At 52.5% G+C, this 12866-nt stretch carries 10 protein-coding genes and 2 pseudogenes; 9 read left to right on the forward strand and 3 right to left on the reverse strand.

Features of this window, described 5'->3' with window-relative positions:
* The 7 genes and pseudogenes from ACOJWD_RS01860 to ACOJWD_RS01890 all read left to right on the forward strand — a co-directional run.
* Positions 1-200: pseudogene (locus tag ACOJWD_RS01860) on the forward strand (hypothetical protein); the annotation flags it as partial.
* On the forward strand, positions 200-973 hold the full coding sequence (locus ACOJWD_RS01865) for a fumarylacetoacetate hydrolase family protein (RefSeq protein WP_486991525.1): 774 nt from the start codon (positions 200-202) through the stop codon (positions 971-973). The pseudogene ACOJWD_RS01860 and the gene ACOJWD_RS01865, both read left to right, overlap by 1 nt.
* A 37-nt stretch (positions 974-1010) precedes the next feature.
* A complete protein-coding gene (gene hpaB, locus ACOJWD_RS01870; RefSeq protein ID WP_486991526.1) occupies positions 1011-2474 on the forward strand; it encodes a 4-hydroxyphenylacetate 3-monooxygenase, oxygenase component in 1464 nt (487 codons plus the stop codon).
* A 3-nt stretch (positions 2475-2477) separates the two neighbouring features.
* The gene (gene hpaD, locus ACOJWD_RS01875) at positions 2478-3470 is read left to right on the forward strand and encodes a 3,4-dihydroxyphenylacetate 2,3-dioxygenase (protein ID WP_486991527.1); all 993 of its coding nucleotides are present in this window, start codon (positions 2478-2480) and stop codon (positions 3468-3470) included.
* A gap of 21 nt (positions 3471-3491) precedes the next feature.
* Positions 3492-4019, forward strand: coding sequence for a flavin reductase family protein (locus ACOJWD_RS01880; RefSeq protein ID WP_486991528.1), 528 nt, complete (start codon positions 3492-3494; stop codon positions 4017-4019).
* 181 nt (positions 4020-4200) lie between these two features.
* The gene (locus ACOJWD_RS01885; RefSeq protein WP_486991529.1) at positions 4201-5364 is read left to right on the forward strand and encodes a hypothetical protein; all 1164 of its coding nucleotides are present in this window, start codon (positions 4201-4203) and stop codon (positions 5362-5364) included.
* Positions 5365-5518: 154 nt separating this feature from the next.
* Entirely contained in the window at positions 5519-5920 is a 402-nt protein-coding gene (locus ACOJWD_RS01890) for a VOC family protein (RefSeq protein ID WP_486991530.1), read from the forward strand.
* Between the two features lie 71 nt (positions 5921-5991).
* On the opposite strand, the gene ACOJWD_RS01895 is transcribed toward ACOJWD_RS01890, so the two are convergent.
* Entirely contained in the window at positions 5992-8121 is a 2130-nt protein-coding gene (locus ACOJWD_RS01895; RefSeq protein ID WP_486991531.1) for a glycosyltransferase, read from the reverse strand.
* A gap of 242 nt (positions 8122-8363) precedes the next feature.
* Here ACOJWD_RS01895 and ACOJWD_RS01900 point away from each other — a divergent pair, with 242 nt between their 5' ends.
* Both ACOJWD_RS01900 and ACOJWD_RS01905 read left to right on the forward strand, forming a co-directional pair.
* Positions 8364-10469, forward strand: a complete 2106-nt coding sequence (locus ACOJWD_RS01900; protein ID WP_486991534.1) for a glycosyltransferase — start codon at positions 8364-8366, stop codon at positions 10467-10469.
* Between the two features lie 87 nt (positions 10470-10556).
* The gene (locus tag ACOJWD_RS01905; RefSeq protein WP_486991532.1) at positions 10557-10808 is read left to right on the forward strand and encodes a hypothetical protein; all 252 of its coding nucleotides are present in this window, start codon (positions 10557-10559) and stop codon (positions 10806-10808) included.
* A gap of 60 nt (positions 10809-10868) precedes the next feature.
* Here the strand turns inward: ACOJWD_RS01905 and ACOJWD_RS01910 are convergent, their stop codons facing one another.
* On the reverse strand, positions 10869-11771 hold the full coding sequence (locus ACOJWD_RS01910; RefSeq protein WP_486991533.1) for a G1 family glutamic endopeptidase: 903 nt from the start codon (positions 11769-11771) through the stop codon (positions 10869-10871).
* A gap of 208 nt (positions 11772-11979) precedes the next feature.
* Positions 11980-12866, reverse strand: a pseudogene (locus ACOJWD_RS01915) (hypothetical protein); the annotation flags it as partial.

Genomic DNA, 12866 nt, shown 5'->3' on the forward strand with positions numbered 1-12866 from the left:
AATGGCACTCCTACCTTTATCCCCGGAACGAGGAGCTGTTGTGGGAGACCACTCCCGGTCCATTGAAAGCAGCTCTAGGTCTCATGGGAAAGATGCGCCCGCACTTACGGTTACCCCTGGCTCCGATTTCCGAAGCTCACTTCCACGCTATGAGGAACCTTCTTGCTAGATATGGGGTGCTGTCGGAGGTAGGGGACTGATGAAGACTGGACGGATTTGGCGAAATAGCCGGGTCGAGGAGGTCCTGTGGGATCATAATCGATTGATTGCGCCGGATGGGGAATTGATAGAGAGTGACCAATGGCACTGGTTGGCACCCGTGGTGCCTAGAAATATTATCGGGCTCGCGTTGAATTACGGAAGCCACGCCACAGAATTAGGACTGGACGAGCCGCCTGAGCCAGCCTTGTTTTTTAAGCCTACCTCGACAGTAATTGGGCACCAGGCGGCGATTCGCTATCCTCGGGGAGTGACCTACTGTCATTATGAAACGGAAGTAGCCGTGGTGATGGGCCGACGGTGTCATCGGGTGTCGGCGGTTAATGCCCTAGATTATGTGGCGGGGTATACCGTTGCCAATGACTTTACGTGCCGTGATTTTATTCGCAATACCTTTCGGCCTCCTGTGCGTGCGAAAGGCGTGGATAGCTTTTGTCCGTTAGGACCGTTTTTAGTCAGTGCCGATGAGATTCCGGACCCCAACCATTTACACCTTACCACCGAGGTTAATGGAGATCGTCGGCAGGAGGGCAACACTGCCCATTTGACATACGCTATTCCGGAGATCATTGCGTATCTATCAAGCTTTATGACCTTAGATAACGGAGATGTCATTCTGACAGGTACGCCCGAAGGCATATCTCCTGTGTTTCCTGGCGATGTCATCGCCTGCCGTGTCGAAGGCCTTGGTACGCTGATTAATCCGGTGCGAGAGGAAGGATACGATGGAGAGTTAAAAGAGCGACAGCCCTGACAGTTCGATGGACACAGGTGATAAAGGAGGAAAGAATATGGGTATTCGGCAGGGCAGTGATTATCTCCGAGAACTCGACCGGGCCAATCGAGACTTGTGGATTAATGGCGAAAAGGTTGTAGGGGCGATTACGGAACATCCAGCATTCCATGGGGTGGCTAGGTCACTGGCCCACTTATATGATATGCAGCATGAGACAGGGTTAGGCACGGAGATGACCTATTCGTCTCCGTCTACAGGGGACTTAGTGGGCCTCTCGTTTCTGACACCCCATACTCAGGAAGATTTGCGCCGTCGACGCAAAATGATGCAACATTGGGCCCGCTACTCTCATGGGATGATGGGACGGGCCCCGGATTATTTAAACAGCGAGCTTATGGCCATTGCTTCTGCTGCGTCTTTCTTTGGTGACTATGCAGAGAACGTCAGGCGGTACTATGAGTACGTCCGCGAACACGACTTGTGCCTCACGCATACTCTCATATTGCCGCAAGCTAATCGTAGCGTCTCTGCGGCGCAACAGGCCGATCCGTATCTAGCGGCGCGGGTCGTCGAAAAAACCGCCGAAGGGGTCGTCATTCGCGGAGCGCGTATGCTCGCCACGTTACCGTTGGCCGACGAAATTTTAGTCTTTCCATCGACGGTAATTCGTAATACCGAGGAAGACCGACCCTATGCCTTTGCGTTTGCTTTGCCTCTGGCGACTCCGGGACTTCGGCTTATCTGTCGGGAGTCATTCGATTATGGTCGGTCGCACTTCGATCATCCGTTAGGATCACGATTTGAAGAAATGGATGCGGTGGTGGTATTCCACGATGTGTTGGTACCGTGGGACAGAATTTTTTTACTTGAAGATGGGGAAAGGGCGAACGCGCTCTATGCTGCAACGGATGCTACCACCCACATGACGCACCAAGTCATCGTAAAGAATATGGCCAAGTCGGAATTTGTACTCGGTGTGGCCAGCCTTATCGTTGAGACTATCGGTATCGGTGAGTTTCAGCATGTTCAAGAAAAAGTTTCCGAAGTTATCGTGGCCTTAGAAACGATGAAAGCGTTTCTTTACTCGAGCGAAAGTCAAGCCAGAATGAACCGATGGGATGTCATGACGCCAGATTGGATGCCACTCAATGTGGCGCGAAACCTGTTTCCGAAGATGTATCCACGCATGGTAGAGATTTTGCAGCAATTAGCGGCTAGTGGTCTTATGGCCATCCCGTCCGAAAAAGACTTTGCCAACGATGATTTGCGCATGGACTTGGATCGCTTTTATCAGGCGCGTAACACTACTGCGCTCGACCGGACGCGGCTTTTTCGACTCGCGTGGGATACGGCGGTGTCAGCATTTGGTAATCGTCAGGTGCTTTATGAGCGTTTCTTTTTTGGCGATCCGGTACGCATGGCGAGCGCTCTCTTCCAAAGTTACGATAAGGAGCCTTTGAAACAACGGATTCGCCAGTTTTTAAACGAGGACGCCTATCCTATGACAAAGGAGGTGTGAGTGATGCCCGAGGTTCTGTATAACGTGATTCGCACTCATCATGCGGAATACTTTGTGACCAACCTAGAGAAGGCCACGGCGTTTTATGTGGATGCTGTCGGATTTACCTTGACAGAGAGGAATGAGCACCACGTATACTTGCGCGGACTGGAAGACCGCACGCATCATAATCTTATACTCACCCAAAGTCAGACCCCAGGGGTCGCTCATGTAGGATTTCGGGTAGCGAGGGAGTCAGATTTGGATGCGATCCAATCGCGACTAACTCTTCTTGGTGTGTCCAGTCGATTGCAAGAACAGGTCGAAACAGGACTGGGTCGGGTTCTGCGCGCCCAGGACCCATTTGGGTTTCCGATTGAGTTCTTTTATGAGGTGGACACAGCACCTTGGCTTTTGCAGAAATATGATCAATATCGGGGGGCAGAAATTCTTCGCCTCGATCACGTGAACTATATTAGCCCCGAAGTCGAACAAGCCATGCGGTGGTATCAAGAAAACTTCGCATTTCAACTTAGCGAGTACACCGTCAGTGTTGAAGATGGGCGCGATCGCATTTGGGGCGCTTGGTTGCATCGTAAGCAAACTTCTCACGATTTGGCGATTTCAAACGGTGCTGGTCCGCGTTTTCATCATGCCTCCTTTATTGCATCGTCGAAGGATCAGATCCTGTCAGTGGCGGATCGATTAGCGTCTATGGGTTATGTCGAAAATCTTGAAAGAGGTCCGGGGCGACATGGCACGACCAATGCGTTTTTTCTCTACCTGCGAGATCCCGATGGAAATCGGATTGAGCTTTTTACGGGTGATTACCTGTTAGTTGATCCTGACTGGAAGCCCATTCGTTGGGACTTGGATGATCCTCAGCGGGCTACTTTTTGGGGTGCTCCGCCGCCTGCGAGATGGTTTGATGAGGCCATGCTAGCGTTTGATTGGACGGGTTGTCCCATGCCGATCCACAAACCATATTTACCGGACCGACCGATTATGGTGGATTAGTCGAAAGAATGGAGGCTTATCATGCTGGAGCGAGAGCGCCAATTTCGTCGGATATGCGGGGCCTTTGCCACTGGTGTGACCGTGCTGTTGACCCGAGTGGGGAACGAAGTCCACGGCATGACAGCCAATGCGTTTATGTCGGTATCGTTAGAACCGCTATTAGTAGCCGTGGCGCTCAACTCGCGTGGGCGTATGAGTGCTATTCTCCGGGAGTCAGGAAGGCCCTTTACCATCAGCATCTTGAATGGTGACCAACAATGGTTGTCGGAAACCTTTTCGAAAAAATCTTCTCGTCTGGTGAACCCGGTGCGCGGGATCGTATCCGCGCACGGATTGCCGGTGATCGCCGATTCCCTGGGTTACCTAGTGTGCGAAATGCGCGCGATGATGCCGGTGGGAGACCATAGCATGGTGATTGCCGAAATCATGGATTGCGAGGAGGGAATGGTTCACGAACCGCTCATCTTTTATCGTAGCGCCTATTATCATGGGTTAAACCAAGATCAGGATCGAGAGGGAGAGGGGGACTTTCTTCTGCTTGAACGCTAGAGCGCCCGGGCGTAGCGCAGGTGCAGTAGAGGTGAGGGCGAATACCCACAGAAGGAGAGGTGTCTTGCGCTTTAGGAACTTCTCAGCTTAACGTAACAGTTTGGCAACACTTCTAGGGTTTACTAAGTGCGGGACGTAATCCCAAGGGACATAGCAACTGTTAAAGGAGAGTGGGAAGCGGATGATGAAGTCATTGGTTCTAGTCGCAGCAGGAGTTCTCTTGAGTGGTGGAGCCGTGGGCGCTTATGGCGCATCCCATCACGGAAAGATTACTGGGAATGTATCTCTGTCAGCAAATCAAACCGCCGCCTCAACCGGATCTGGGTCGCATGGCAAATGGGGACGCGGTGGCCGCGGAGGTGGTTTTGGGATGATGGGCGGTAACTTGATGGCTGACGCTGCCAAGGCGCTCAACATCTCGACCAGCACCCTCCAGGCGGACATGAAGGCGGGAGACAGTCTTGCCACCATTGCAGCCAATAACGGGTCGTCAGCGACGGCGTTAGAGGCTACATTATTGGCGGATGCCAAGGCGCAAATTCAGAGTTCGGTGTCATCGGGCAAGATCACGTCCACTCAGGCAACCACCATCGAAGCTCATTTAAGCACCATGATTGATAACTTCGTGACCATGAAGCCGGGGAGTATGAAGGCCGGCAAGGGGGGCATGGGAGCTCTCATGGGTACATTACAAAGTGATGTGGCCAAGGCGCTCAACATCTCGACCAGCACACTTCAGGCAGACATGAAGGCGGGAGACAGCTTGGCGACCATTGCCGCTAACAATGGATCGTCGGCGACGGCGCTCGAGAGCGCGCTTACCACAGACGCTACCAACGAAATCAATAGTTTGGTGTCGTCCGGCAAGATTACGTCAACTCAGGCCACTAGCATCGAAGCCAACTTGAGCAAGATGATTGATGCCTACGTTACGAATAAGCCAGGTAGCATGCCTCAAGGTGGCGGTGGAATGCTGGGTAGCTTTATGAAGGACGTAACTTCAGATGTTGCTACTGCGCTTAATATCTCGACCACGACTGTACAGACGGACATGAAGTCAGGTGAGAGCCTGGCGACCATTGCCGCCAACAATGGATCGTCGGCGACGGCGCTGGAGAGCGCGCTTACTACAGACGCTACCAATGAAATCAATAGTTTGGTGTCGTCGGGCAAGCTCACGTCCACTCAGGCCACGAGCCTCGAAGCCAATTTGAGCAAGATGATTGATGGCTTTGTCACGCGAACCCCAGGAAAGATGACCAACGGGGGATTTCACGGATGGAGTGGCGGGTGGGGAACCAAAGCCAAAGGCCAGTCTAGTTCTACCGGGTCTAGTGCTTCCTAGCAGAACTGGGTAATATCATTGGATAGGTCGGTGCCTTTATGGGCATCGGCCTTTTTTTGTGAGGGACGCGATGTCGGATGACGGGTTGACAGCATGGTATGCTATCATCAGACCGTGTAGACGATATTGACCGGCGAAATGGGAGATGGTGTGAGTGCGAGTCCTATTTGTAGCGGGGTTCGGGCCGATTGCTCGTGAAGACACGCCAGTGGGCGACTTCTACGAGTCAGTACTGGGAATTCCCTTCGAGCATGAGGGCCGCTATCTCCACACTGGTGCGCTCTCTGGAGTGAACCATTATGCGGTTTGGCCACTGGATCAGGCAGCTGAGTCATGTTTTGGTGTGCCAATCTGGCCTTCAGAGGTACCGGTACCCCATGCATGGATCGAATTCGATGTGGATGACGTGCAACAAGCGACGGACGAATTGCGTAACCAGGGATATGAGCTATTAGTCTCAAACCGGCAAGAACCATGGGGTCAGGTGGTGACGCGTCTCTTAGCACCGGATAATCTGTTGGTGGGATTGACGTATACTCCATGGATGCGCAAATAAAGTGACGTCGTGCTATTCGAGAAGGGTTTGGGAATGGAGCGTATCCATCCTCGGCACGCGCCATCGTCTGTTTATCGGCCCTCACGAAGTAGGCGTCGTATCCGGCGCCGAATTCGAAAAAAGCACGAGGGCGGCGGTGCGGGAAGCGCTGGGGGTGCAGTATTCTGAACAACCCAGCCAACCTGCCAAGTGGGATTGTCTACTTGTGCTTGAGGCCCATTAGCGTTCATGAGATGAATGATGTCGCGGCCATACAGATCATAAAAGTCGCGATTTAGCTCGGTTAGGCGATGATAGAGGTACAGTTGGTTTTCTCGATTGAACGCTCGTGACATTGAATCGGGCCGGATTCGATAACGGAACAGCGGCTCGGGAATGGCCACACCGCGATAGCCGTGTGACACTAGGCGGATGACACTTTCCCAATCCTCCATGCCATAGACCATAGACGCGTCATTGATTCCATATTGGATAAAGTCTTGGCGGCGATAGATGAGTGCACTGGAATTGACGGTGTTGTGATACAGAATGTAAGGCGGCTCGGTGTTCCAAGTAATCCAGAGGTTGTCATTAGCCCCAAAGTACTGAGTCCAAGCAGCCACAAAGCTCACATTGGTGAAATGCCGCAAGATCTCTAAGGCCTTCTCATAGTATCGTTTCTCGACGCAGTCATCTGCGTCAAGAAAGGCAAGATAGCTTCCTTGTGCCTGCGTGGCACCCACGTTTCGTGCACGCGCCAGACCTTGATTCGGGGTATGAATAATGTGTACTTGCGGGGAGTCGGCGGCGATGCGTTCTAAGACCGTGATGCTCTCTTGATCAGTACTACCATCATTGACGATGATGATCTCCATATCAATTCCCGTCACCTGCTGTAGGCTGTTTAGCGTGTCGTCAATATACGATCCCATGTTATAGAAGGGAATAACGACAGACAGTTCGCGCCGTCCTGGCACCAGTGGCGGTACGGAGGGGACGGGCCGAATCCAGGGAAATGCGCGTCTTGGGCCGACCTGTCGCAGCGCCTGATACGCGGCTATTCGTGTTTCTAGCACGGCCGAATACGACATACTGTCGATACTGTGATGTGCCCGCTCTCCCATAGCCGTTCTATCGTCTTCACTCTGGGATAGCGCCAAACGGAGCCCGCGAATCAGCCCAGCGGTATCGCCAACAGGAAAGAGATATCCATTGAACCCGTCCTGGATAATTTCTGGCGCAATGCCCGTGGCCGATGCGACGACGACTCGCTTGGCATGCATGGCCTCGAGCAGTACGTAAGAAAAGGACTCAAAGAGCGATGGCAGGATGACGATACGATGATTGCGCAGGGCATCCGGAAGGGCATCTGGAGGAAGTGCGCCATGAAATGTGATCTGTTGCGAGTTCAGTAAGGTTTGATGATGTCGAGACAGAAACTTGGTCAGACTCTCGGATTTGGGAATGAATTCGGTATCACCCCCGATGAAGTCGGCTTTTACTGAAATGCCGTCGCGCGCTAAAGTTTCTAGGGCATCCAATAATAGATGTGGTCCCTTAAGATATTGAATTCGTCCGATGTATAGGAGGTCATGGGCCTCATCTTCCGTGTTGGATAGCATACTAAAGGACGCGGTAAAAGGATTCGGTATCGTGACTGTAGAGAGGCCGGGTAAAGCTCTTTCCAGGTGAGCGTGAAATACATGGCTGGGAGACACTACCAGATCGGCGGCTCGGTAGCAGAACCGTTCCATCTCACCGGTCCAAAATTCTGGTAGTTGATAGAGAGGCGCTTCATCGAGCGGGTCGAGAAGAAATTTGGCCGAATGACCCACAATGACTATCGGTATCGTCTTAAATAGCGGGTCGAGGGTATATTTTCGTTGTAATATGAAGTAGGCAATGCCTAAATAATCCTGGCTCTCAATGATATCGGGTTGTCCGTCCTCCTCTATCAATGAGGCCACCCTCGAGGCATACTCGTATGCTAAGCGTGCGACATGGCCCAGTACATCCATGGCCTTTACAGGGGACATGGAAAACCGGACAACCCGGATGCCGTCTTGATGGTTCGTCATGGTGTTCTCGACGCGATCATCATATAAAAAGACGGTCACCTGGTGTCCTTCGCGTTGCCACATCTGAGCGGCGTGAAAGGTGTACGTTGCAATTCCTCCACCAAACATGGGTGGGAATTCTGTGGTCAGAAACCAAATGCGCACAAGGAGCCCCCAGCTATTTCGACATTGTTCTCATTATAGAGGCGACGGAAGACTTCGGGCAACTAGCGAAAAAGCCCAGTAGACCACGTATTGGGCAGTCGACATCCTCTCGAGCAGAGAGAGGTGAGAGAACCGGAAAGTGAGTAAATTCTGGAAGATGGTCAAGAACGGTTGTAGGCGGGGAATGCATTGTATACTGAAGGGGTGAATTTTGCGGCGAAGGTGGGCTCTCCCAGGTGAATGTGGTTCTATGTAGTCGAGAGTACCCAGGAATTACTCCTTCCGGAGGTATTGGGGTATATATCGAGAGTATGGCGAAGGAATTGCTCCGCCAAGGACATCGTGTACACGTAATAACGGAACAGCCCTCCCAGGAGGGGATAGTGCCGAGTGAATGGACTCGTCGGGACGAGCACTGTCTAAGGCATCCACTGGGCTATTGGGTGCATTTTATTGTTGCGCAAGATGGGTTTCGTACTAATCCCCATGGTTACAGTTACAGTCTCTTTGAGGCGTTGCGCGACTTGACCGGTAGCGAACGGATTGATGTGGTGGAATTTCCTGATTATCAGGGCGAAGGATACTACGCGATTAAAGCGAAGCGCCTTTTGGGATATTTTTCTGCAACAACGCTCATGGTCCATGGTCATATGTCACTGGAACTGGTCGATGGGCTGAATGGGGAAAACGCTCATTCGGAGCGAGAGGCCATCTTTCGGATAGAGCGCTACGCGATTCAATACGCTGACGTGGCCACGGTGCCTTGCGACGATTTAGCAGATCTCTACCGCACCTCCATGCCCCGTCCTTATCTTATCAAGCGTCATCCCGTGCCCGAATTGCCGCAAGTACTGGATTCTTATACGCCATCTGGGTCGGACCGTCCAGTCATTCTCTATGTGGGTCGTTTGGAACATCGCAAAGGTGTAGACCGACTGATTGCCGCAGCGCAACACCTCCTTGAAGAAGGCCTCCAATTTCACGTGCGTCTGATTGGGGGAGATACAGAACTTCGTGGTAAGAGCTATCGCAGCAGACTGCAGTCGATGATTTCTGCCCCCTATCGATCCGCGTTCGAGTTTGTGGGGCGGGTCGACCGCGGTTCTTTAATGGAACACTACCAAAGGGCCGCTCTGGTGTGCCTGCCGAGCCGATTTGAAAATTGGCCTAATGTGGCTTTAGAAGCGATGGCTCAAGGAGCGCTTCTCATGGGATCGACCCACGGTGGGATGCGTGAGATGTTGCAAGATGGGGCGGGCATTGTCATCGATCCGCTGGAGGACGGCGCCATAGAAGAGGTGATGCGATGGGCCATCACCCATCCGGAAGATGCGCAAGCCTTTCGAAGGCAGGCACGCAATCGGGCACGCCAATATGCGACGCGGCCATTGGAAGGGTATGACACCTATACGGGCAAGACCAAGCCGGGGAGTGGCTTAGGCCATGGCCATCGTCCCTCCATGGCGGTGGCCGTCGCAGTGAGTGAAGAGACGGCGGATATTATGAAAACGCTGGACGCCCTTTTACCTTTGCAAGATGATGAGCTGATGTCGATTGCCGTGGGCGTCGATAATTCAGTGGGTGTTGACATCAAATCGACATTGCGCCGGGCCTATGGCTCCAAAATTACATTGATTGAGACGCCGAAGCGCGGCTTGGCCGCTGCCCGCAATGCTGCGGCAAGGGGAACGGATGCAGAAGTCATTGCCTTTTGTGATGCTGGGGACCTCTGGAGTGCGATGGGACTGCGCGGCCTATCGTGGGCCTTTGCCGAACAGCCTCACGTGACGGCGCTTGCCCCCATGTTAGAGTTCACCGGGGAAAGAGACAGCGTGTTTGCCCCAGAAGATATTTTCAATCCTTCCGCGGCGCAGCGAAATGTGATGCCTGGTCCGCTGGCGGTGCGACGACGCTTGTTTGACAAACTTGGTGGATATGATGAGCATCTTAAAGAAGGGTTTGATGCCTGGGATTTTGCCCTTCGGCTGGCGAATGAAGACTACATTGCAGAAATGCTGCCGCTGAAGGGAGCCTATCAATACGCTATGAATGCGGTACCTGATGGGCGTTTAGCTTCAAAAGCATTTAATCTCGCAAAAGCAGATTTCTTATCAAAATATCCGCATCTCTCACCTGCCGTGGCCATGTCCTCTGTCTTGATGCATCGTGTGTATGGGGCGAATGACTTACCTGTGTATAATGCTGCGCACCAAGGGCGCCGCGACCGATGGGTCAATAGCAAGGTGGGGCAAACCGTACTTAAGGTGAGCGGCATTTTGCCAGTCTCGATCAAGAGTCCAATCAGGGCCCTAGTGGTGAAAGTCTTTCATTTTATCAATCCGTCCTAACCCTATTAAAATTTTTATGTACTTATTTTCAGTAAGGGTGTTTAATGAAACAGAACGGATGAGAACGAGATTGGGAGGCAGCACGAGGTGCCGAATCGAACCAAGGACCAAAAGCGAGCGGAATATTACTTGTTTTCATGGCAGATTCGCGCTATTCAACAGTTAGCGCGTCAACAAGCGACAACTCCCTCGGCGGTGGTTCGCAGACTATTGAGCGAAGTCATTGCTGCGCCACAGGCTATCGAAGCGTCTTCCCAAAAACAATCTATCAAGCCAGAATGGCCCATTATTTCCTCTGAGCCGTCCACAGAATGGATCCCGCCCCTTGAAGATAAATAGACGCCTCATCCGATCGCATTGGATCCGGTCGGATGAGGTGTCGTAGCGAGCCCAGAGTGATTAAAACCAGCCGCGATTCCAGCCGTGATGCCCACCATTCCACGGGGTGTGTCCGCCTTGCCCAGGGAAGGGATAGCCTGACTGGCCGATATTGCCGGTGGGTATGGTGGGAGTGTTGGACACCGAGACAGTTAACGTGTCTGCGGAGGCGTTCACGGTTGGCAAAGCTGTCGCGGCGCCATTTTGAAGACCAATAGTTTCGAGGCTGTTAGTCGGCATTGCTGTGAGATCATCTCCATTGGCGGTCAAATCCTGCATGGTCGTAGATGCGATGGGGGCCAGAGGTACCACCTGGTTACCAGCGGTGGGCGCTTCCGTGATCCAGTCTGCGGAAGTCGCTACGGCGTTAGCTTCGGCAGGGGTGAGGTTCACGACCTGGTCTACCAAGGGTGTTGAGCCGCCATCGGTCAGTGTGAGAGTCCATTGGTCTTGCCCCGTGGGAGTAATGCTCGCGGTCACGGTCGTTCCTGCAGGTATCGTAACACCTTCGGTGGCGGCGGCAGGGAGGTTTTCCCAAAATACCGTCGTGACAGGGCTGCCTGCTCCGTCGGGCGTAGTGATGGTGCCCACTTGAATGAGAGAGGTAGTCTGAAATCCTCCGAGTCCAATCCATTCGGCCACGGCACTATTGGATGATGGTGTACTGGTAAAAGAGGTGGGCGTGGTCCACGAACTGGTGATGGAGGATTCCTCTGAGCCGACCTGGACGAGTCCGGCCCAATTTTCTGAGAGCGTCTCTCGGGTAGCACGAAGGGGCAAAGAATGGTGGGTATCGGTCACGATTGTAAAAGAGATGGCGTGATTCGCGTTGGCATAAAGAGCATGGGACGGTAAGGCGGCACCACTGACGGAAAAACCTGTGAAGACCAGCGTGGCCGCCGATAGGACAAGAGTGCGGAGCATACGAGTTCCTCCTGTGTTAAAGAATAATTTAGTAAACCATGAAAGTATTTCCAACTTATTGCAGGAAGTTCTTATTAGAAAAGAAGAGGGATGATAGCAATCGAGGCAGACATGCATTGTCTGCCTCGATTGGGTTCTCGATTGAGCGTTAGCTACCATACGGTAAGCGGATGCAACGGTTCCCAGTCAAATCGGCACCGCCAAATGCCTATCGACTGCTTAAGGTCACGTTGGCATTGGCAGTCAGCGAAAGCGACAGCGTTTGACTTGCCACAACATCTTGCGTCGTATCAGGCGCATCGGCGTCTTTAGCATAGACGATCACGCTATAGTCGCCGGCTTCACCAGCCGTGATAGTCGTGGACCCGAATAAGTTATAGGTCCCGTTTGAACTGAAGTTACCGCTGGAGCTCCAAGTGCCGGACGGTGACTTCCACCAATACTGATAGACGGGATTGGTGAGCCCAGTGGCGGACGCCTGGAGCATGGACGGAGTGCTTGACAGTGACTTTAGACTGACACTACTGCCATCATTGACGATAGTCGTTGCGGAGATTGCATCATTCCAATGCTGGGCTTTTACTTGCGATGCCGTCAGCGCATAGGCCACCACCTGGTAGCTCGCCGTGGGAGCGTCCTTGATGGAGTAGGTGCTGGTTGAGGAATAGTTTTGTACCAATTTCCATCCCGTTCCGGAATTCGCCCAGAATTGATACATTAGGTTAGTGGTTCCCGTCGGGTTGGTAGCGGTGAACGTCAGGGTCTTCCCAGGGATTGGAGCGCTGTTCAATAGATCGAGCGCTGGAAGGACCGTGTCGGTGGTATTAAAGGTGTTGCCCGACACGGTATTCTTTAGGGCACCAATGACATAGACACCGAGTTGCTGATCACTAATCGTATTATTGATGATGCTGTTGCCACTGATTGGATTAACCGCACCTACTTCCACAATGCCTGTGGTTTGTGCATCTCCCACTTCACCATCAGCGCCGTTATTCGATATGGTATTCCCCTCGACTACATTGTCGTTTAAGGTATCAGCCGGGGCATTGCTGTGGAGAATAATACCAGAAATGATATTTTGTTGGACAGTAT

This window comes from Sulfobacillus sp. TH-112 (assembly GCF_057473405.1).